This is a genomic window from Enterobacter sp. SA197 (genome assembly GCF_054131575.1).
On record NZ_CP096393.1, the window covers coordinates 4,270,049 to 4,291,341 of the forward strand.

The window sequence follows — 21,293 nt, forward strand, 5'->3', positions numbered from 1 at the left end:
CGTGAAAGTAATTAGCGCTTAGTGGGATAAATGGCGATGTATACGTAGCCGCAACTGCCGAGGGTGTCGGCTTCGCAGGTAAAACCGGTGTGGTACAGGGTGACGCAATGAACGTGTAGGGGATTCAGTTCACCGGTGGTCAGCATCGATTCCATCTGGCTGATAAAGTGCGGGAATGTTTCATCCAGCTTCTGGCATTCGGCGTCACTGAACTTACCGGTGATACTGGCCCGGTCAGCTAGGTAGTGCAGCCAGTTGCCCTCCTGCACCAGACGTGTTCCCAGGCGCGGCATGATATCGCGCTGCAAGCCCCAAGTGATGTTGCTCATTACAGTTCTCCACTATTGTCAGTTCAGGGTGATGCTCATCAGGCAGGCATAAGGCCCGTTGCGGTCCTGGCGGCGTTCGGCGTACACAGCCAGGACTCCTGTGCTATCCGGAACGTCCCTGCCGGTGTAATGGCAGACGCTACCGTGCCACTGATATTTTCCGGTGCAGTAGCGAAAGATTCGGGACTCCGGATGCTGGCGGTATATCGTCATTGCCCGGCGCTTACTGATAATTTTCATGTAATTCCTCACAGCAGACCGTGTTCTGCGAACGAATAGATTTGCCTGCCGCCGACAATCAGATGGTCAGGGACGCGGATATCCACCAGCTGAAGTGTCTGTATCAGGCGCTGCGTGAGAGCTTTATCAGCCTGGCTGGGCGTCGTCTCGCCGGAAGGATGGTTATGCGCCAGTATCACCGCTGCGGCATTGAAATAAAGGGCGCGCTTAACGACCTCCCGGGGATACACCTCGGTACGGTTAATTGTGCCGCTAAAGAGCGTCTCATGGGCAATAAGCTGATTCTGGTTGTCCAGATACAACACCCGGAACTCTTCCCGCTCAAGCGCGGCCATATGCAGTCGCAGCCATTCACGTACGGCGTGGGTGGAGGTAAAGGCTACCCCGGGCTCATGCAGATGCCGGTCCAGAACCCTGAGCGCCCGCTGGATGAGACGCCGGTCCTGTGGCGTCATCTCGCCGGGTAAAAAGGAAAGCTGTTTCATCCGTTGTTCCTCCGGTCAGTCGATGATACGCAGAATGGCGTGGGCTTCTGGATGCTGCAGCGCATAGTCCCGCAGGCGGTAATAGTGCTCCGTCATGGCATCGCATTCGGTGCGACAGGCGTGATGGCTGTAGTCAATCAGGCTGACAGCGATACCGGCAGCTTCTGCAATCATATCCGCATCATTACCGTTCATACTGTTGAACAGACGCCATTTATCGTCACTGTCAGCATCAGGGGCCATAAACGCGCCGCCATTGCTGAGCGTGTAAAAGGACCAGATACCACCGCTGTACTCATCACAGAAGCGGTCCATCCAGGCAAAAATGCGGGGTTCCAGCGTTATCCATTGTGGGATAGAGCCAAAGTGCTGTGGCCAGAAATCGAGACGCTGTTCGTCGGGAACCTGCGTTACTGTGAGTTTGAAATCGGATTCGTTAGCGGGTACAAGGTCGTACTGTGTCGCTGTTGTCATGTAAATGTCTCCGTCAATAAAAAGTGCCAGCCGCGATGGCTGGCGTGTGGGTTAATAAAGGATGGTCCGGGAGATGTGGCTGTCGGGAATGGGGTTTGTCAGTCGGTGAGTAACGACCTGCGGATGCCATAGCGCCGGATATATGGGGTAAGTTCTGCACCGGCATCGGGCTCAAAATTCCAGGCACGCCAGACCATGCCGCCATCATCGTCGCGCACAACCAGACGAAAATGCGTGGTCTGGTCATCTTCGATGGTGACGTTGTGGTAACGACTGATAATGGCTTCGGCGTGCTGCCGGGTGAAAGAACCGGGCGGTAGTAACGGGGATTCAGGCATGATGATGACCTCAAAAAGCAAAAAGCCCTGTTGCACATGTGCAACAGGGCTGGTCGAATGACTTATGTGAAAAGGCGTCAGGGTTGATCGAGACAATCCTGCCAAGTGATATCTTTCAGCGCATCGTGAAGACCACGGGCACTGAACGGTTTCGATTCTCCTGACTGTAAGGCGGTGAAGGCCAGTTTGTCTTTTGCTCCTGTGTGCTTCAGCGCTTCAAAAGCCACCTGAGCCGGAACGACCTCGCCAGGAAGCAAAATTTCATTCTCAAGCGAGTATTTTTCATTGTTTATCAGAAGATACACCCTGCTCATTCCTTCATCAGAGGTGGCGCGGTAATCCTCTTTCGGAACCTGCCGACCACAACCATCTTTTTGTAGCTGCAACTGATGGTCAGTTTCTCTCCGGCCTGATCGCACACGGGTCTGACACGCAAAGAACGGCTGGAAGCCCTCCTGCTGCAGGCTATCCAGCAAAGAGATGGTGGGTATATATGTGTATCTTTCACTACGGGATTCATATTTGTCATCGCTGAATACGCTGGGTACCACGCGGAACAACTCTTCACGGGTTAACGGACGGTCACGACGGATAAGGTTTGCTGCGCCAAAGCGCGAAGCCAGACGGGTCATAAGCAGACTCTTCAATACGGGTAAAACAAATAAAGAAAGCCCTGCCGCACTAGCGACAGGGATCGGGAAAGAACAGGCAGGCGTTAAACGTTCAGAAGAAGAAATTCCAGACAGCCCGGGCAACCGACACCACGGTGTTACGGACGGCCTGTATTACGGCCCGTACCGGAGCCGGTATCAGTGGGAAAGCACTTACCGTGTCCAGTACCGCGCCGACCGTTTCACCAAAATCGTCACGTGCTTTTTCCTGGACTGTCGTTGTGCGAAAGGGAGACTGCAGTTGCGCCACCACCGGGCTACTGGCCTCACGTGGCAGACACTTTATCATCCGCTCGGCCATCACCCGTAACCCCCACTGCAGACGGACCGACACCGCACACACCGGATGTACAGGTTGAAACAGCTCGTGCAGCAGGCAGATTTTGCGGCTGATATTCTGCTTCTGCGCCGTGGACAATTGACCACTACCGCTGGTGGGTTCAGTCTTGTCCGACTGGCTGATAACAAACAGCACCTTATGCCGGAATGCCTCCCCAATCACCTGATGATAAAAATGCTCATCTACTGCCAGCGCCCGGTCATCTGCCTTAATCAACCACAGTACCAGATCGAGCCGGGAAAGTTGTTCGCGGTACAGCGCAGCATACTCGGTATCGCGAACGCTACTTTCCCCAGCGCCGGGCAGATCCACCAGCGTCATATAGCGGTCGCCAACCTGCAGGCGAAAACGCAGTAGTTCACGGGTACAGGCCTCCACATCGCTGACCGGCGATACCTCTCCAGCAAACAGGGCATTGCAAAGGCTACTCTTTCCCGCTCCAGTTTTACCCATAATGCCGATCACTGGCTCGTAGTGAGCAAGCTGGTTTATCTGTTGCAGAATACGCTCTGATGCCCACTGTGGCAGGCCAGAAAGCGACCTCTGCAGCGACTGCAAGCCTTCAGATTTTTTCATCATTACTCCTCTGAAAATGAATATAAAAACAGCAGAACCGTGAGATTCCGCCGTTAATTAGGTATGTTCAGGAGAATGATATATATCTGAATGTTTTTATAAGTTACCGATACAGTTTAGTAATCTACTTAAAACAATAAGTAACCTAAAAACTTTTGGTGTATAACTAATATCGCCATGACTCTCTAAGCCATTCAGCACGTTGTAAAATGCCCGGGGCTTTGTTGAATAAATAAGATTTCGTGCGAACGACCCTGTAGCTGGCTGGATTTTCAGGCAATACGCACGCTTTCTGGCATCCCAGCCTTTGTCATCCTGTTCAACGCACGCACCATGGCCATAGCTTCCGCTACCTGACCATCGTAGTCACGCAGCGTCAGTGAATCTCCCAACAACTGCTTCATTCTGTACATTGCCGTTTCCGCTATCGAGCGACGGTTATATTCCGTTGTCCATTTCCACCGTGCATTGCTTCCGCTCAGCCGCTGATTAGCAACGGCACGGTTGCGGTCTGCGTACTCACCGGGCCAGTAACCTGCTCCTTTTCGGGGAGGAATAAGCGCGCTGATTTTTTTGCGGCGCAGTTCATCGTGACAGAGCCGGGTATCGTAAGCCCCGTCTGCCGCGGCTGCCCTGATTTTTCTGTGAGTCTGCCGGATAAGGCCCGGGAAGGCTTCTGAGTCCGTGACGTTATTCAGCGACAGGTCTGCATAGACAACTTCATGTGTGTTGCTGTCAACAGCAAGATGCAACTTTCGCCAGATACGACGGCGCTCTTTGCCGTGCTTTCTGACTTTCCATTCGCCTTCACCAAAGACCTTCAGCCCGGTGGAATCAATCACCAGGTGTGCGATTTCACCCCGGGTGGACGTTTTGAAACTGACATTAACCGACTTTGCCCGCTTACTGACACTGGTGTAATCCGGGCAGCGCAACGGAACGTTCATCAGGGCAAAAATGGAATCAATAAAACCCTGCGCAGCCCGCAGGGTCAGCCGGAATACGCGTTTAATCACCAGAACGGTGGTGATGGCGAGATCAGAATAGCGCTGGGGCCTTCCTCGTGATGAAGGCGTTGCCGACTCATACCAGGCCTGAATCGCCTCATCATCCAGCCAGAAAGTGAGGGAGCCACGGTTGATGAGAGCTTTGTTGTAGGTGGACCAGTTGGTGATTCTGAACTTTTGCTTTGCCACGGAATGGTCTGTGTTGTCGGGAGGATGCGTGATCTGATCCTTCAACTCAGCAAAAGTTCGATTTATTCAACAAAGCCCTTTAGACGCTATAAAACGATTTCTGAGTCACAAAAACATTGATCGGCCGCATGAGTAATAAATTTAAATTCCTTGATGTAAATAATTCATCAGGTTTATGATTGGCAATACCACGACAATGTAATTTAAATTTATTCGGATTGCAGAATGACGCGAAGCTACAAAGACATCGCCCACTTTACGGCAGGCTCGCACATCAGCCGTATCCAGCAAAACGCAGATGGGTCCGCATTTCGTTTCTATGCGACCGAACAGTTTCTGGTAGATGACTGGCAGTCAGATATTGTGTCAGCCGAGATAGAACAGTGGGTGAAAACGCATCAGGATGTTGTGCTGGCGCAGAAAGGAGATGTTGTCATAAGCCTGATTCATGGCAAGGCGGTTCGCGTGAGCACCGAAAATGCCGGACGTATTTTAGGTAACAACTACGTCAAAGTGGATGTGGATGACAGCCAGATTAATACAGCGTGGTTTCTCTGGCATTTCAATGAAAGCCCAGAGGGGCGACGTCAGCGGATTCAGGCCACCCAGGGTTCAACCGTCGTACAGCGTATCGCGGTTAATGAACTGAAAAATTTTACCGTTACCCTCCCACCACTCGCACAGCAAAAAGCGATGGGGGGGCTCTATCTGGCGGCGCGAGAAAAACGCTTTTATCAGCAGCGGATTGCCGCCCTGAGCGAACAACAGATCCTGAGCCTGCTCAGTGGTATGATTTGACTTATTACGTCACCCTTTCGTGACGAAGAAAAACAACAGGAAGAACTATGTCCCCCCAGATTGAAGCGCAAAATTTAAGTGAACTGCAAGGCCGCCTGTGGAATATCGCCGATACCCTGCGCGGTAAGATGAATGCCGATGAATTCCGCGACTACTGCTTAGGCTTTATCTTCTACAAATACCTGTCAGAAAAATTTGTCGCGTATGCGAACAAAATCCTGGCGGAAGATGGCATTCAGTACAATGAATTGACTGCGGAACATCCGGCGTATCAGGATATCGTTGATGCGGTAAAAGAAGACAGTATCCAGACCTTAGGCTATTTCCTGCCGCCAACGGATTTATTCCACACCATGGCTGAGCGTGTGGCTAAAGACCCCAAGGGCACAGGCACCGGCTTTATTCTGGAAGACCTCGCCACTACCCTACGCAACATTGAACAGAGCACGCTGGGTACCGACTCTGCGGATGACTTCAGCAACCTGTTTGAAGATCTCGATTTAGGCTCAAGCAAGCTTGGTAATACTGCGAAAGCGAAAAACGAATTGATCGGCAAAGTCGTCACTGAACTCGACAAACTGAGCTTTAACCTAAGCGAGGCGAGTTCCGATATTCTGGGTGATGCCTACGAGTACCTTATCGGCCAGTTCGCCTCAGGCGCAGGTAAGAAAGCCGGTGAGTTCTATACCCCACAGCCGGTTTCCACACTGCTGTCGAAAATCGTTACCACCCACAAGCTGAAGCTGAAAAACGTGTATGACCCGACCTGTGGCTCTGGCTCTTTGTTACTGCGCGTGAAACGTGAAGCCTCGTCGGTGGGTAAAATCTACGGCCAGGAGATGAACCGTACCACCTATAACCTGGCGCGTATGAACATGATTCTGCACGGGGTTCACTATGCAGATTTTGAGATCATTCAGGAAGATACGCTGGAGCACCCGCAGCATACGCATCTGAAATTTGACGCCATCGTCGCCAACCCACCGTTCTCCGCCAAATGGAGCGCCAGCCCGCTGTTTATGAACGATGATCGCTTTGCCCAGTACGGCAAACTGGCCCCATCCAGCAAAGCGGATATGGCGTTTGTACAGCATATGTTCCATCACCTGGAAGATGACGGCACCATGGCGGTGGTGTTGCCACACGGCGTCTTGTTCCGGGGAGCCGCCGAAGGTCATATTCGTCAGTTTATGATTGAGAAGCTGAACTGCATCGATGCGGTGATCGGCTTACCCGCAAATATTTTCTATGGAACACCGATAGCTACTTGCGTATTAGTGCTGCGTAAATGCCGCAAACACAACGACAGCATTATGTTTATCGACGCCAGTAACGATTTTGAGAAGGTGAAAACCCAGAACCACCTGCAGTCGGAGCATATCGACAAGATTGCCGATACCTATAACGACTGGAAAGCGATCGAGAAATACAGCCATATCGCGACGCTGGAGGAGATCCGCAACAACAATTACAACCTTAATATTCCGCGCTATGTTGATACTTTTGAAGTGGAAGAAGAGATTGACCTTAACGCGGTGGCGCAGGAAATTCGCGATCTGGAAGGAAAAGTGGCGGAGATTGATAAGACCATTACTGGGTTCTGTAAGGAGTTGGGGATTGACACGCCGTTTACGTTGACGGAGGGAAATAAGTAATGATGCCGAAATTACGATTCAGTGAATTTAACATGCCATGGAAGCAAACGACTTTAGGGAGCGTTAGTTCTCACGCTGCCTATGGCATGAACAGTTCAGCAATTGAATTTGATGGCGTAAATAAATATATTCGAATCACGGATATAGATGACGATACAAGGGAGTTCACCCCTTCCCCTTTAACCACTCCATCAGGTAAGCTTGAAAATAAATATCTTCTTAATAAAGGAGATATCGTTTTTGCTCGAACAGGAGCAAGCGTAGGTAAGTCATATTTATATAAACAAAAAGACGGCAGGCTTTATTTTGCTGGGTTTCTAATAAAACTAACAATAAACAAAGCCAATCCATATTTTGTTTATAACCAAACGCTTACTGAAAAATATCGTAAGTGGGTTAAAATTTACTCAATGAGATCAGGGCAGCCTGGCATTAATGCTGAAGAGTATAAAGAGTTTGAATTTGCAATACCTTCTTTGGAAGAGCAAACCAAAATCGCCGATTTTCTGTCCTCTGTTGACGAAAAAATCTCGTTACTGAACCAGCAGTACGACCTGTTATGCCAGTACAAAAAAGGCATGATGCAGAAGATTTTTAGTCAAAAAATTAGATTTAAAAGTAATGATGGTAGCGATTTCTTAGACTGGAGAACAGTACAATTATCTGAATGTTTGTATGAGCATAAGAAAAGAAATAAAAAACTAATTTATAGCAAAGAGCAAGTTCTGTCTGTCTCAGGTGATGTTGGCATTGTCAATCAAATAGAATTGCTTGGAAGATCATATGCCGGTGAGTCTGTTGAAAATTACCATATTGTCCATCAAGGAGATATTGTTTACACAAAAAGCCCACTGAAAGAAAATCCTTTTGGGATAATAAAATCAAATAAAGGAAATTCTGGGATAGTATCAACATTGTATGCTGTTTATAGTTGCCTTGATTGTATCGATCATAACTATATTGACTATTATTTTTCAAGAAAAGAAGTTGTTAACAACTATTTGAAACCGTTGATAAACAAAGGTGCTAAAAATGATATGAAAGTTAATAACCAGCATGTATTGACTGGTGATATCGTTTTACCTTCTAGAGAAGAACAAGAGAAAATAGTTTCTTTACTGTCTATGCTTGACGATAAAATCGCCGTCAAAAAAGCAGAACTGGACAAGTTAAAAACCTGGAAGCAGGGCCTGCTCCAGCAAATGTTTGTATAAAAATCATCCGGCCCGACCAACTCCGGGCCTGCACAATAACAAAAGGCACTACACACTGATGGCAACGCAAAGCGAATACGAGTTAGAAACGCAGCTGGTGGAACAGCTGGTTGGCATGCACTACGAACGGGTGAATGTCACCGATGAAACCAGTATGAAAGCCAACCTACGCAAGCAGATTGAAATCCATAACCGACTGGAATCTGCCCCACTCACGGACAGCGAGTTTAACCGTATTTTCTTGCATCTAACCAAAGGCAATGAAGTCATCGATCGCGCCAAAATTCTGCGCGATCGCTACCAGTTATTGCGCGATGACGGCACCGAGAAATGGCTCAGCTTTATCAATAAAGAGGAGTGGTGCCAGAACGAGTTTCAGGTGACAAGCCAGGTGAAGCAGTTCAACGCCGAGCAAAACACGCGCAAAACTCGCTTCGACGTCACGCTGCTGATCAACGGCCTGCCACTGGTGCAGATCGAACTTAAGCGTCGCGGCTTGGGGCTGAAAGAGGCCTTTAACCAGATCGATCGTTACCATCGGGATGCTTTCTGGGTCGGCAGCGGCCTGTTCCAGTATGTGCAGATCTTTATTATCAGCAACGGCGTGGACACCAAATACTACGCCAACAACCGCGCCAATCATTTCGAGCAGACCTTCTTCTGGACCGATGAAAAGAATAACCCGCTCAAAACGCTGGAGAAATTCACCGACGCATTTCTGAAGGTTTGTCACATCGCCAAAATGATCACCCACTATACGGCGTTGAACGAAACCCGTAAGTGCCTGATGGTGATGCGCCCCTATCAGTTTTACGCCTGTGAGGCGATGATCCGCCATGTGAAGGACAATCTCCACAAGCAGGGACGGCCGGAGAACGGCTATATCTGGCACACCACCGGCTCCGGTAAAACGCTGACCTCGTTTAAAGCCAGCCAGGTGATTATGGAAATGCCGGAAGTGGATCGGGTCATTTTTGTGGTCGATCGCCGGGATCTGGATTATCAGACGGCGAAAGAGTTTAACGGTTTTGCGAAAGACAGCGTGGATACCACCAACAACACCAGTACGCTGATAAAACATCTTAAGCAAAGCAGCACCAAACTCACCCTGACCACCATTCAGAAGCTGAATAACGCCATTACCCATGAAGGGTATAAAGCGCAGCTCGCACATCTGCGTAAAGAACGCATCGTCTTTATCTTCGATGAATGCCACCGCAGCCAGTTCGGTGAGACGCACAAAGCGATTGTGAACTTCTTCGAGAATGCGCAACTGTTTGGTTTTACCGGGACGCCAATCTTTGCCGATAACGTCAATATAACCAATGGTGTCAAACAGACCACCGAACTGTTGTTCGATAAATGCTTGCATAAATACGTGATTGTCGACGCCATACGGGATGAAAACGTTCTGCGCTTTGCCGTGGAATATGTCGGTACTTACAAGCGCAAAGAAAGCAGCAATGAGATCGATATCGATGTGGAGGATATCGACACCAAAGAGGTGATGGAAAGCGACATCCGGTTGGGCAAAGTGACCGACTACATCCTTGCCCACCATAACGCCAAGACCCGCAATCGCGAGTTCACCGCGATGTTCTGCGTCGGGTCAGTCGATATGCTGATCACCTACTATAAACTCTTTAAAGAAAAGCAAGCCGCACTGCAGGCGGCGGATGCCAACTACAAGCCATTAAAAATTGCCACCATCTTCACTTATGCCGCTAATGAAGCGGATAAAAGTGACAAAGAGGCAGTAAACGGCCTGCTGGATGAAGAAGATATCAGCCTGCCGCAGGGCGCGAAAGTTGATTCCTCAAGTCGCGATCATCTGGATAGTTTTATCAAGGATTATAACGAGCTGTACGGCACCAGCTTCTCGGCCAATGATTCAAAGAGCTTCTACAATTACTACAAAAATATTGCCCAGCGTACCAAAGAGAAAGGCATCGATATTCTTCTGGTGGTGAATATGTTCCTCACCGGCTTCGACAGCCCGGCGCTGAACACGCTCTACGTCGATAAAAACCTGCGTTTTCACGGCCTGGTGCAGGCGTTTTCCCGCACCAACCGCATCCTTAACGAGAAGAAAAGCCACGGGAATATCGTCTGCTTCCGTAATCTGAAGAAAGCCACCGACGATGCTATTGCCTTGTTCTCGAATAAAGATGCCTCTTCTACGGTGCTGGTCAAACCTTTTGACGAGTACTTCGGGGATTATCAGGACGCTGTCGATCGCTTGTTAACGCTGACGCCAACGGTAGAAAGCGTGGACGATTTACCTGATGAAGACGCACAACTGGCATTTGTAACGGCGTTCCGTGATGTGATGCGTTTGAAAAACATCCTCGAAAGCTTTGCCGATTTTGACGATGCGGCGAAACCGCTCTCGGACCAGACGCTGGCCGATTTCACCAGTAAATACCTCGATATCCACGACAAGGTGAAAAAGCACTCCAGCAAAGAGAAAGTCTCGATTCTTGAAGACGTGGATTTTGAAGTCTCTCTGATTCATCGCGACGAAATTAATGTCGGCTATATTCTGCGTCTGATAGCGGGTATTCAGGCGATGCCGCCAAAAGAGCAGCAGGAGCAGAAGAAAAAGATCATGGATATTGTCGACAGTGACGTCACGCTACGCAGCAAACGTGAGCTTATCGATAACTTTATTGAAAAAAGCCTGCTACATGCCGCGCATGACGAAGATATCACTCAGGTGTTTGAAGCCTATGTCGAACAGGAAAAAGGTAAGGCGCTGGCTACGCTGTGCAGCGAAGAACGACTTGATTCTATTAAGCTGAACGGCTTACTGGACAACTACCTCTTTACCGATGTGATGCCACGAGAAGATGAAGTGGCGGAAACGCTGACCTGGACACCAAAGATTCTGGAACGTAAAAGCGTGCGAGCTCGGGTCTACGACCGTGTTCAGAATGTGATTGATACGTTTATCAATGGGATGCGCGGGTTTTAAAAACTGTATGGCCTCTAACGGGGCCTTTAGCATAATTTTTATGAGGTATGTTTTATGTCGGTGGTGGTAGCAAGTTGTAATTTAGCCCAGCTGTTATCTGGCGAGGTGATTACCCCAACGGAAGGAGAACTAATTACAGGAAGCTTAGCTATTCCAGAATACCAGCGCCCCTATTGTTGGGGAGAGTCACAACTGGATAAGTTGTGGAAAGACTATCTTCATTATAAAAAAAATCATCAAGAGAATGCCTGGTATCTTGGCAGTCTAATACTGCATAAAGATCCTTCCGGAATATTAAATATTATTGATGGCCAGCAACGACTAACCTCATTAACACTGATTAATGCGATATTGAACCCCCACCAAATATCAAAATATGCAAATAATGTATCCTACCATTCTCCACAGTCTCAACATCAAATCAGAAGCAATTTTAAATGGTTGTTGAAAACTCTTAAACAGTCATCAGAGCCAACATTTTCAGCCACTGACGTAAACTTTACTCTGGTAGTGACTGATTCAGAAGATGAGGCATATCGATTTTTTGAGACGCAGAATACCGGAGGGGTTCGCCTTACAGGCTCAGATATTATAAAAGCACATCATTTACGTAGTATTGAACGCCAACAACAAAATCATTACGCCCAGCGCTGGGAAATATTGGGAGATCTCAACCCTATAATTAACTCCTTACTTCGGGGAAGGTTTTGTAATACGTTGCACAAGCGTGATGTACCAAGCCATCGAAAACCTTTGCTTGTGCGAAATGCGGTAGTAACAGAATTTGGGGAAATGACAACTATAGGGCCAGATATTGCATATGGACGTTCTGTAAGTCATCGAAAAAATAAGCATAGCCAAGGCCGCTATTTAGTTGAACAAACACTAGAAGGTTATGAATTACGGCAACCCCTCAATACAGGGATTAATACTATTCACTACCTAGCCTACTTTCAGGGGATTCAAAACCATTTTATGTCTCCTGAGATGGATCCAGAACTTGCCATTACACCAGAGCATCAAAATTTCCTTCAATGCTACCAGGAACTAATTATACCTCTCGAAGGCTGCCAATACTTAAAAGAGTTACTTGATACTGCCTTAATGTTATACATCAGCCAATTTGGCGAAAAAAATTTAACCACGGCATTAAAGAAATTATTTATGGTGATATATTCACCACGAGTAACCAATGAAAAAACAGTTAAAGAGTCAACATTAAACACATTATTAGATAGGGCCCCTGTACTGGACTGGATTGCTACTAGCTATACCCCTGAGATGTGTTTTCAATGGTTGAATAACTATACTTTTGACATTGACATTAAGAATATAGGGCCTGATGATAATAGTGTCAAAAAACGATTCATTTACCAAGTGTTGCGTTACTTTGATATTAAAGTAAGTCATGACGCCCCCGCACAATCATTGGCTAATGAATATCAATATACTCTGCAAAATAAAATAATAAACTTGTCACATCAGGATTGAGAAAAATGACAAATCTACAAAAAGTTAACTCTGAATTGATGACATTACGAAATATAGCAGACAAAAATTATCAGTTTGTTATCCCTAGCTATCAACGACCGTATGTCTGGCCAGACAGCGATGTGCTCAAACTATTTGAGGATATTGAGAAAGCCTGGCAAGAAAAGGAGCGGTTATACTTTATTGGCACTATATTGACCGCCGAGCAAAATCCCACAGAAAACACCCGAATCCTTGAGTTAATTGATGGGCAGCAAAGAACCACCACACTGGTACTAATTGCTTTGGCATTCCGTAAAGTTGGTATCAATGCTCCATTAAGTAATATAGCAGTACTCGGTAAAAAACCACGTCTACAGTTTACTATCCGACACCAGGTTCAGAACCTTTTAGGGGGACTTGCAGGCTTAGAACAGTATCAACTCCCTTCAGCTAACGACATAAAGAATGATCCCTATCTAACCCATTTGGATGCAGCCTTATCTGTTCTTATAAAAAAAGTCGATACGTTAAAATACCAAGCAACTGAACTTGCGGATTATATATTCAATAATGTTCAGTGGGTTAATAACTGCGTCCCTCGGACAATGGATTTAAATCTCCTTTTTTCGACAATGAACACGGCGGGTGTTCAGTTGGAAGCATCTGATATTTTAAAATCACGGCTTTTAAAAAAAATAAAATCTAACAAAAGTTTTTATGATGCTATCTGGCAAACCTGCCAGCACCTAGAAAATTTTTTTGAGAGAAACGCCAGGCAGACTTTCACTGAAGCTGACTGGGATTCCATCACGGATGAACAATTGGCAGTTGTACCACCTACGCTAAACGTTTACGCAAAAGAAGAAACTCACTCAGTTGTAGCGGTGAATATCAGCGAACTATTTTCTCAGGTCCATGAAGAGTTCGAAACAGAAAAACAGAAGTTATCTCTTCAAAACAAGGATGGTGTGTATTGCCGTTCAATAATTTCATTTCCGTTATTGCTGATCCATGTCTATCGAATTCATCTTGCCAGGCATGGACAATCCGATATTTCTACCCGGCTACATACCGATAAGCTGTTAGAAATTTTCTCTCATCTCTGCTCTGCCGAAGAACAAGAAATTAAGAGCTTTTTTGAGTTGTTGTGGAAAACTCGTTATCAGTTCGACCGTTGGGTCATCAAGTGGATGGAGCAAGATAAGGAAAATGAAGAGCTTCGACTAACATATGTTTCACGTAGCCGTTCCGGTAATCATTGGTATATCAATCGCTCTCAGAAAGAGATAAATGCATTAACTCTGCTACAGAGTGTACGCCTGTTTACCGGTGAGCGAAGCGCGCAATATTGGCTAACTCCCTTCCTCGGGAAGCTATTAGAACAACCCGGTGATAACGAACAACAGGTTCTAGCCCTTTTAGAAAGGATTGACAACGAGTTGTCTATGGCCGCTGATAATGAAACGCAGAAAAGTGTAAGTTTTAAACAGGCAAAATCGGAAAATGCGTCACTGAGAAAATGGGCAGAAATACGCATGTATTTTTCTGAAAATCATGGCACGCGTTTTGAACATTATTGGTTCCAAAAATTAGAGTTTCTTCTATGGAAAAAATACCAATCAGTGTGGAAAGATAATCCCAAGTTTAAAAAATACCGTATTACCGCAAAAAATTCGGTTGAGCATGTTTATCCGCAGCAAGAAGAGTACCAGCGCTATTTAGATAAAGAGAGTCTGGATAGTTTTGGAAATCTTGTGCTTTTAAGCCCAGGTGAAAACTCTGCTTACAGTAACCAAGCTGTCGGCAAGAAAAAAATCGATTTTGATGCTAAGCCGGTGTTTGATTCACTGAAGCTCAAAGCTATTTTTGAGGCTCGCCAGGCTGCCGACGAAGCTTGGGGAGAAGAACAAATATCTCAACACCAGCAAGAGATGTTAAAGGTATTCGATGCACATTACATCGAGTAGAGGGGTTGTTAAACTTCCACAAGCTAGTTTGACACTATGCCCACTATCGTGGATTCTTTTTGCATATCTGATAATCTGATGGAGCATCCAAACAATGGATTTCCCTGGCTATATTTGCACAAACTCGCCATCAATATCGCTCAATATAGAGCAGAGTAAGGCGCTCACAGCGATCAATGAATGGTTCTGTGATAGCGCCTGTCCGGTCTTCGCCCTTACAGGCGCATATAGCACAGGAAAAAGTAAGGTGCTGCAGGCGCTGCTGAAGCAAATGCCGAAAACTATAACCACTCGGCGTTATTTGGCTCCTAACGCTCGAACTGCCAGACTGCACGTTACCGGTCAGATAGAAGAAGTTACTAGTATCTATAGCTGGCTCTACAGCCAACACCCTCAGGATATAAAAGAAGATAAGCCGTGGTACCCAATAAACTGTCAGGATCATGAAGTTTTTAACGCACCACAAGAGTCTTTGTTAGTCATTTTCGATGCACATTTGCTCGGTAATGATTTTTTTGCCTCAGATACTGCACTTTACGGTAGTGGTTATATTCTCAGCGATTTTTTGTTGCTGCTGAAAGGCAAAATGCAGGATGCTCAGCCGCAATCACTACCTAAAATTCTGTTACTTGGCGACCCTTATCAGCTAAGGCGTGGTGCCAAAGAGAAAAGTCTGCTGGAAGGCCTGATATTCCAACAGCAACAGATCCCTTTCCTTACAGTTGAGTTGAATTCACAGGATCGTGATTTGGAATCACGGAATGAACAGCTCGATTTTCAGCGCGAATTGGTTGGTCAACTCGCTGCACAAAAATTCATTCAATTACCCATCTGCCAGCAGCTAGCGCTCCGTACTATAACCAAGGGAGAACAAACAGCTCAGATTGCCGAAGACCTTATCTCTCCGGGCTGTGAGTGTATTTATCTCTGTGCAACTAACGAACGGGCTCAAGCAGTAAACTTTGGTATCCGAAGCAGGTATTTACAAGCACGAGAGCCGGGTCATTTAGTAGAAGGTGACCGTATTGAAATTTACAACAAAACCTATAGTTTTGAACATGATGGTGATGCGCTGAATGAACATATACCGCTACATGCGGGACAATTCGCAAGAGTAACTCAAGCAGCCAGAGGTTTCTTCAGTAAAAGCATTACGCTTAAAGGCCGAGATAAACCCACGACCGTTGAATTTGCCCACGTTACACTCCAAAGCAATGACACTTCTTCCACCGTACTCTACCTACCGGAGTTTTTGACTTCGCTTAAACCTGAACTTGATACTGACAAACTGCTGGCACTACGAATTTGGGCTCGAGTAGAGGCAGATGAGCAGCTTAAGGAGTCGAAATCTTCCCTGGAAGGGATGGATAAAAAAAGCTCGGAATACAAGGCAGCACGCGAAGAGTATCAAAAAAAGCACAGTCAGTTGATTCTCAATAGTAAATTTACCTACGCCGCTCGACTTCGCTACGCCTGGGCACTCACTGTGCATCGGGCGCAGTCACATCCTCCATTTAAGAGAGTGATTCTGGAAGCGAGTGCTGCCCATGATACTGACAACCCGGCTACCGATAGTTATTTCCGTTGGCTTTATACTGCCACAACACGAACCATGCATACGCTGGATATACTTAACTATCCTACGCTTAATCCGCTATCAAAAACTGAATGGCATTTATCCTCTATCAGAACAGTACCATTGGTTGTAAAACAGCATTTTCACTTTGCTAAAAACAGATTACCTACAGAGAACGAGCTAAACAGAGAGCTACCCGCAGGATTCAACCCGAAAACACCTGAGTTATTTGCACTACTACTGGCTATAAGTGACGCTCTTTACCATAGCGCGTGGCGTATAAGTTCAATACACCAGCATCCCTATAAAGAGCGCTATTTCCTTAATAACGAATGCGGTGAAGCAACACTAGACTTCGATTATAACGGTAAATTTGAGGTAACTATTGGGAAATACCAGGGGCTAAGTGGCAATGCTCAACTGGAAAAAGAGTTAAGACAACTACTCAATACACCAGTAGTTTGGCTCGATGATAACATCCGTATAGCTATGCATTTTATCGATACCCTAATTGCCAAAAAAGGATGGCGAATAATTGACATCGATGAGAAACCATACAAGGTTTTCGCTATTGCAGAGCATTCCACAGGCAAATTAAAACTGGATATTAATATACCTTCTGCGAGTAGCATTTCTCGAAAAGGCGTTATCAGTAGTATTCATCTGGTCCAAGCTGATTCTAAAGCTGTAAGCACACAATTTAAGGTGGATTTCATCAATGGCTGAGCAAGTTTTCCAACAAATCAACCGTTTGAGGAAAAGTGGTGAACTGGATGCAGCCTGGGAACTAGGTTGTACAACAGTGCAGCAAAACCCAAGTGATAGCTTTCTTAAAGGGGCTTTCTTCTGGGTATGTTATGCATATTTAAAAGATGTACGGGATACTATTAAAGCGCGAGCCGCAGCAGGGAAAAGTGAGTTTACACCTACGCGACAAGAAGCCGAACGAATCGACTTTTTATTGGACTGGATAATCTGGCTTGATTTACCGGACAGTGGTTTCGAGTATCGCAGCCTGCTACTTATCTTTCAGGCTAATTTGGAGCACTTCCCCAAATTGATGCTGCTACTGGCCAAACATGCGAAAACCCTATTCAGTCCGGAAGACAAACAGCCGTTTATTACGGAGAAAGGCGAATCTCCTAGCTTGATGCTGAAATTTACCCGCAAGCTTGCGAAAACCTGGAGTAGCCAGACTACATTGCGTCATCTATCTGTGGATGACCTGATCACTTTGCTGACACTAACGCGCCATGAAGTTAAAGATACCCAACAATTAATCTGGCTTGATTATGACGAAGCGCGATGCCTTATTGTTGCAAAACGCTACGAAGAGGCGCGAAAACGAATACTGGCAGTGCTGCGTAAAAAACAGAATGAAGCCTGGGCGTGGGGGGCACTAGCGACCACTTACCGCCAGAAAGATCCTCAAGCTGCTATTACCTTGTTTGCTAAAGCTTTGAGTTGTGCCCACGATGATGCTCTGGCGCTTCCGACTCTAAAGGGATTCGCTGTACTGTTAGCAGCTGAAGGTCTTCATAACGAAGCATCAATCTGTGTGCATAGGGCTGTTAATTGTTATTTGCATAACGGTTGGCAGATAAAAACTGATCTTGAACAACTACTCAACCAACCCTGGTATAATCACCAGGTAAATACTGAGCTACTTACCTCATTTATACTGCAGCGTTCTCAGAATGCGGCAGATTATCTTTTTGGTGAACGCGTCCAGAAGCTGGCTTTAGTTCAGAATATCCATGCTGGTAATCGTGGTTTCCATGCTTGGGTGAGCAGAAATCAAAGTCTGTCAGTCAGAATGAAACTTTGGTCTGATAAATTACCACTCTCACCTGGTGATTACGTTCAACTGACAATTGCTGAAGAGGATCAGTCAGTTGTTGCCGTCGCGCCGGCTCAAGCGCAGCCTCTTACAGACGCCGGTGAAATAGAAGATATACTACGTGTGACAGAAAAAGGTTTTGCTTTTGTGGGTGATACTTTTGTTCCAAAAGATCTCGTGCCTGCGGGAATGGATGGCCAAAAAGTACACGTTGTACGTGTTGTTGAACTCGATAAAACCAAAAATCGTTATGGCTGGAGAGCATTAAAAGTAATCATTTCCTGATGATTACATATTGAACACTGAAAAATCAGGCCTTTCCATTCATAAGAAAGGCCATTGCCGTAAAAAAATAATCACCCTCGACTACAACCGAAGTTCCGATCTCCATCGCCAAATATCTTAGTATCAAGCTTGGCTAAGTAATCCAAACGATTTAGTAAGTTGTTAAACTCCCCTTTAAAGTTAAGATCATTGACATCTAATATATAACGACAGTTTTCAGGATAATGAACTAATCCCGGATAATCATCCAGTTCCAACCCCAGGGCACTGTACCATGCCCTTACAATCATCATCCGTAAATTGCTTTCAGCCTCATAATCACCTAAATGGTAATAAGCATCTTTGTTAAAAAAAAGACCAAGATGAAAGTGGCATTTTCCCTCTTCGGAAAACTCACGTACCCAAACGTGACGAACACGGTTTGGATAGATTCGTTTACCGTTAGCTGCTCTGGCTTTCTCATTGGCCTCCAGCATTGCATTTAACGCATTACGGAAACGGGATATCGCTCCAGGCTCCAGATTTGGGAAACAGCAAACTGTATCTCCTCTATCTAAAATAGGGGGATAATGGGCATCAATACGTAATGCCATTGTTCTAGGGAATTCACTTACAGCATCATTGACGACTCGTTCAATATGCTTTTTATAGGCGAGTACATGCTCACCATGCGATCCTGGGTATGAATTCATAGATTAAATCCTTATGTATATTCCTACAACACCATTTAATTTTAATGATTTAAATAGATACAAGCATTACTTGATTGTAGGGTATATATAATATTAAAGATGATAGAAATATATTACCTATCCAACACTAAATTCATCAAAAAAATTACATTGCGTAACACCAATGCTTTACCAATCCACTCTGCAATTAATTTAACTATAAATATTAAATTCGATATTAGCGGGTGCTATAAATACTGTTTTTCCTTTTTTAGCAGCGAGTATCCTTTTTTTAGAATATAGTACACCTAACAACTCATTCAGTTTATTACGATTTCGAAACCTACTGGGTCCATATTGCAGTATAGTGTTTTTCCTGATGTAGGGTACAAAGCACCGACAGCAATACTCTTTAATCCAGAAGTAAAGTTCATCCGCTTCTGAATTAACCAGTGTAAATCTCGGGGGATTAGAAACAAGTCGAATATACTCATCAACATACCAGGCACTGATCTCCACAGCAGCCTCCGTAGTAAGAAGAGATATATCACCTTCATCACCATTAAAGTAATGCAATAATGCCGCAATTCTTGCCATATTTTCAGCCATTTTAGAGGCATAATCTTTAAAATTAGACAGCGCTCCAAGAATCCCCATTTCCGACTCAACTTTATTATAAAATTCGAGCCAGCGTTTTTCAGCCTCAGGGGAGAAGTACAGACACTGACGTTCATTTTCATCATTTCTGGTAATACTCTCGTTAACGATCCCCATCAGTCGTAGATGAAATACCGGTAGATGCTCGCTTGAGACAACCGGGCTGGTAATTTGCCGGTAGCCCTGTGTTGAACCAGGCTGACACATCAAGCACCGTGCGAAGAATCCGATCCCTTTCGCTGTATCGCCTTTTCGTTCCAGATATCCTTTTTTAAGCACATCAGGCTGGACCATCAGTGCCAGCGTCATTCTGGCATCTTTGATTAATTTATCTGGTTCGCTTTTTCTTTCCACGGGAAACATTGCGCCATCCCACATTTTATTGATGAAAGGCAGTTCATTCAGCGCATAGCCGTTAAAAATGGTGCCAGCTTCATCAGACATAAGCCCGATAGACCGCCAGCGCCCACTGAGATAGTCTTTTATCGCCGCAGGTGTGGCATCATTGAATATCTGTCTGAACCTGACCGGTGCTTTCGGGTATGTTGCCAACAGCGCTTTCAGTCGTTCATTCGTTGTGGAATGTTCTTTGTTACGGGAAATCTCTGATTTCAGTTTTGACATCAAGGCTTTCTTTTCAACATTAAAAGCCGTTTCCTCATTCCGCCAGATAATCAGATCCTGGGTATATTTTTCAAACCATTCATCTTCCAGCTGATACAATGGCTTCATTAGCAGTTTGTCCACCGTACTTTTGCGTTCACCCGATTCCGCCAGTGTCAGTAAAAAAAGCGATACCGGGCTGCGCAGATTATTCAGTCTGCACACATCAATCCGGTTCTGGCAGGCAAGAGAAATAACCCCTAGTACTGATGCGGCAATCAAAGCCTGAGGAGCCTGCGTATGCTGTTCTACTTCGTAAACTGCATTTCTGATGATCTGTGGGAACACATGTACAGGAAAAGGACGACCACACAGCATAGATACCTCTCATTCAGTTAACGTTTAAAACGATTTCACTCATATTGCTATTCCGCTATTAATAGTAGAAATAGCAGGATGAACTCGGGTCATCCAAAAAATAAATGCAAAAAACACCTGATGTTAACGCTCACTGATCCAATACAGCAGGTCACTTAACAGCCACCCGCAGGATTTCAGACCAATAGACTTACGCAGTGGAAACTGACCGACTTGCTCTAGTTTCCAGGCCGTTGAACGGGATACAGATGTAATGTGCTGACGCTCTTTTTCACGTACAAGGCGATCATGAGGTTCGCCATTGTTGCGTAATACCTGTAAGCGTTCTTCTGATGTTGGACTGTTGAATTTTGCTTTCATACTGCCTCCTTTGTTTCGATGGATGCAGCATGGCTCAAGCAGGCGTTAATATAAAAGAAGTTGACGGCTTATTAAGGTGCACATTGCTTATTGTGGTGCTTACAGTGGCTTGATGTGGTTTTTACGGTGGCTTAATGTGGGAGCTTTAAGATACATTTGAGGCTTCTTAAATAGAATATTCGATGTGTTTACC

18 protein-coding genes and 1 pseudogene are annotated in these 21,293 nt (G+C 45.7%); 8 read left to right on the forward strand and 11 right to left on the reverse strand.

Annotation, left to right across the window (positions count from 1 at the left end; genetic code table 11):
* Window positions 1-11: 11 nt before the first annotated feature.
* The 8 genes and pseudogenes from M1D91_RS19945 to M1D91_RS19980 all read right to left on the reverse strand — a co-directional run bounded on the left by M1D91_RS19945 (window position 12) and on the right by M1D91_RS19980 (window position 4,649).
* A complete protein-coding gene (locus M1D91_RS19945) occupies window positions 12-329 on the reverse strand; it encodes a type IV toxin-antitoxin system YeeU family antitoxin (RefSeq protein ID WP_437432402.1) in 318 nt (105 codons plus the stop codon).
* A gap of 18 nt (window positions 330-347) precedes the next feature.
* A complete protein-coding gene (locus M1D91_RS19950; RefSeq protein ID WP_249938829.1) occupies window positions 348-569 on the reverse strand; it encodes a DUF987 domain-containing protein in 222 nt (73 codons plus the stop codon).
* 8 nt (window positions 570-577) lie between these two features.
* Window positions 578-1,054, reverse strand: a complete 477-nt coding sequence (radC, locus tag M1D91_RS19955; protein ID WP_050296583.1) for a RadC family protein — start codon at window positions 1,052-1,054, stop codon at window positions 578-580.
* Between the two features lie 15 nt (window positions 1,055-1,069).
* Complete coding sequence (locus M1D91_RS19960; protein ID WP_437432401.1) at window positions 1,070-1,528, reverse strand: antirestriction protein; 459 nt, start codon at window positions 1,526-1,528, stop codon at window positions 1,070-1,072.
* A gap of 98 nt (window positions 1,529-1,626) precedes the next feature.
* Window positions 1,627-1,866 (reverse strand): DUF905 domain-containing protein, encoded by a 240-nt coding sequence (locus M1D91_RS19965; RefSeq protein WP_063163853.1) that lies wholly within the window; start codon window positions 1,864-1,866, stop codon window positions 1,627-1,629.
* Between the two features lie 293 nt (window positions 1,867-2,159).
* Window positions 2,160-2,498 (reverse strand): annotated as a pseudogene (locus M1D91_RS19970) (DUF932 domain-containing protein); the annotation flags it as partial.
* Between the two features lie 91 nt (window positions 2,499-2,589).
* Complete coding sequence (locus M1D91_RS19975; RefSeq protein ID WP_249938831.1) at window positions 2,590-3,453, reverse strand: GTPase family protein; 864 nt, start codon at window positions 3,451-3,453, stop codon at window positions 2,590-2,592.
* A gap of 272 nt (window positions 3,454-3,725) precedes the next feature.
* Window positions 3,726-4,649, reverse strand: a complete 924-nt coding sequence (locus tag M1D91_RS19980) for an IS5 family transposase (RefSeq protein WP_451923531.1) — start codon at window positions 4,647-4,649, stop codon at window positions 3,726-3,728.
* 225 nt (window positions 4,650-4,874) lie between these two features.
* On the opposite strand from M1D91_RS19980, the gene M1D91_RS19985 reads away from it, so the two are divergent.
* The 8 genes from M1D91_RS19985 (at window position 4,875) to M1D91_RS20020 (ending at window position 18,431) form a co-directional block, all read left to right on the forward strand.
* On the forward strand, window positions 4,875-5,447 hold the full coding sequence (locus M1D91_RS19985) for a restriction endonuclease subunit S (RefSeq protein ID WP_063923462.1): 573 nt from the start codon (window positions 4,875-4,877) through the stop codon (window positions 5,445-5,447).
* Between the two features lie 47 nt (window positions 5,448-5,494).
* Entirely contained in the window at window positions 5,495-7,102 is a 1,608-nt protein-coding gene (locus M1D91_RS19990; protein ID WP_063923461.1) for a type I restriction-modification system subunit M, read from the forward strand.
* Entirely contained in the window at window positions 7,102-8,316 is a 1,215-nt protein-coding gene (locus M1D91_RS19995) for a restriction endonuclease subunit S (protein WP_063923460.1), read from the forward strand. The genes M1D91_RS19990 and M1D91_RS19995 overlap by 1 nt, the downstream gene beginning before the upstream one ends.
* 58 nt (window positions 8,317-8,374) lie before the next feature.
* Window positions 8,375-11,290 (forward strand): type I restriction endonuclease subunit R, encoded by a 2,916-nt coding sequence (locus M1D91_RS20000; protein WP_063923459.1) that lies wholly within the window; start codon window positions 8,375-8,377, stop codon window positions 11,288-11,290.
* Window positions 11,291-11,344: 54 nt separating this feature from the next.
* Complete coding sequence (locus M1D91_RS20005) at window positions 11,345-12,781, forward strand: DUF262 domain-containing protein (protein ID WP_249938836.1); 1,437 nt, start codon at window positions 11,345-11,347, stop codon at window positions 12,779-12,781.
* 5 nt (window positions 12,782-12,786) lie between these two features.
* Entirely contained in the window at window positions 12,787-14,730 is a 1,944-nt protein-coding gene (locus tag M1D91_RS20010; protein WP_437432400.1) for a DUF262 domain-containing protein, read from the forward strand.
* A gap of 94 nt (window positions 14,731-14,824) precedes the next feature.
* Window positions 14,825-17,032 carry a hypothetical protein gene (locus tag M1D91_RS20015; RefSeq protein WP_437432399.1) on the forward strand — a complete coding sequence of 736 codons (2,208 nt, stop codon included), beginning with the start codon at window positions 14,825-14,827 and terminating at the stop codon, window positions 17,030-17,032.
* On the forward strand, window positions 17,025-18,431 hold the full coding sequence (locus M1D91_RS20020) for a tetratricopeptide repeat protein (protein ID WP_145550668.1): 1,407 nt from the start codon (window positions 17,025-17,027) through the stop codon (window positions 18,429-18,431). Before M1D91_RS20015 ends, M1D91_RS20020 begins: the two co-directional genes overlap by 8 nt.
* 71 nt (window positions 18,432-18,502) lie before the next feature.
* Here M1D91_RS20020 and M1D91_RS20025 read toward each other — a convergent pair whose 3' ends face one another.
* From M1D91_RS20025 to M1D91_RS20035, 3 genes are all read right to left on the reverse strand, one after another.
* Entirely contained in the window at window positions 18,503-19,123 is a 621-nt protein-coding gene (locus M1D91_RS20025; protein ID WP_167610297.1) for an inovirus Gp2 family protein, read from the reverse strand.
* A gap of 192 nt (window positions 19,124-19,315) precedes the next feature.
* Window positions 19,316-20,740, reverse strand: coding sequence for a YfjI family protein (locus M1D91_RS20030; protein WP_437432398.1), 1,425 nt, complete (start codon window positions 20,738-20,740; stop codon window positions 19,316-19,318).
* A gap of 123 nt (window positions 20,741-20,863) precedes the next feature.
* The gene (locus M1D91_RS20035; RefSeq protein ID WP_046694510.1) at window positions 20,864-21,100 is read right to left on the reverse strand and encodes a helix-turn-helix transcriptional regulator; all 237 of its coding nucleotides are present in this window, start codon (window positions 21,098-21,100) and stop codon (window positions 20,864-20,866) included.
* Window positions 21,101-21,293: the final 193 nt, after the last annotated feature.

Excerpts from the sequence above, each read along its gene's own strand:
- M1D91_RS20005 (WP_249938836.1), top strand. The coding sequence starts at position 11,345 with ATGTCGGTGGTGGTAGCAAGTTGTAATTTAGCCCAGCTGTTATCTGGC.
- M1D91_RS19995 (WP_063923460.1), top strand. The coding sequence starts at position 7,102 with ATGATGCCGAAATTACGATTCAGTGAATTTAACATGCCATGGAAGCAA.
- M1D91_RS20020 (WP_145550668.1), top strand. The coding sequence starts at position 17,025 with ATGGCTGAGCAAGTTTTCCAACAAATCAACCGTTTGAGGAAAAGTGGT.
- M1D91_RS19945 (WP_437432402.1), bottom strand. The coding sequence starts at position 329 with ATGAGCAACATCACTTGGGGCTTGCAGCGCGATATCATGCCGCGCCTG.
- M1D91_RS20000 (WP_063923459.1), top strand. The coding sequence starts at position 8,375 with ATGGCAACGCAAAGCGAATACGAGTTAGAAACGCAGCTGGTGGAACAG.
- M1D91_RS19985 (WP_063923462.1), top strand. The coding sequence starts at position 4,875 with ATGACGCGAAGCTACAAAGACATCGCCCACTTTACGGCAGGCTCGCAC.
- M1D91_RS20035 (WP_046694510.1), bottom strand. The coding sequence starts at position 21,100 with ATGAAAGCAAAATTCAACAGTCCAACATCAGAAGAACGCTTACAGGTA.
- M1D91_RS19965 (WP_063163853.1), bottom strand. The coding sequence starts at position 1,866 with ATGCCTGAATCCCCGTTACTACCGCCCGGTTCTTTCACCCGGCAGCAC.
- M1D91_RS20025 (WP_167610297.1), bottom strand. The coding sequence starts at position 19,123 with ATGAATTCATACCCAGGATCGCATGGTGAGCATGTACTCGCCTATAAA.
- M1D91_RS19975 (WP_249938831.1), bottom strand. The coding sequence starts at position 3,453 with ATGAAAAAATCTGAAGGCTTGCAGTCGCTGCAGAGGTCGCTTTCTGGC.
- M1D91_RS20015 (WP_437432399.1), top strand. The coding sequence starts at position 14,825 with ATGGATTTCCCTGGCTATATTTGCACAAACTCGCCATCAATATCGCTC.
- M1D91_RS19990 (WP_063923461.1), top strand. The coding sequence starts at position 5,495 with ATGTCCCCCCAGATTGAAGCGCAAAATTTAAGTGAACTGCAAGGCCGC.
- radC (WP_050296583.1), bottom strand. The coding sequence starts at position 1,054 with ATGAAACAGCTTTCCTTTTTACCCGGCGAGATGACGCCACAGGACCGG.
- M1D91_RS20010 (WP_437432400.1), top strand. The coding sequence starts at position 12,787 with ATGACAAATCTACAAAAAGTTAACTCTGAATTGATGACATTACGAAAT.
- M1D91_RS19960 (WP_437432401.1), bottom strand. The coding sequence starts at position 1,528 with ATGACAACAGCGACACAGTACGACCTTGTACCCGCTAACGAATCCGAT.
- M1D91_RS19950 (WP_249938829.1), bottom strand. The coding sequence starts at position 569 with ATGAAAATTATCAGTAAGCGCCGGGCAATGACGATATACCGCCAGCAT.
- M1D91_RS20030 (WP_437432398.1), bottom strand. The coding sequence starts at position 20,740 with ATGCTGTGTGGTCGTCCTTTTCCTGTACATGTGTTCCCACAGATCATC.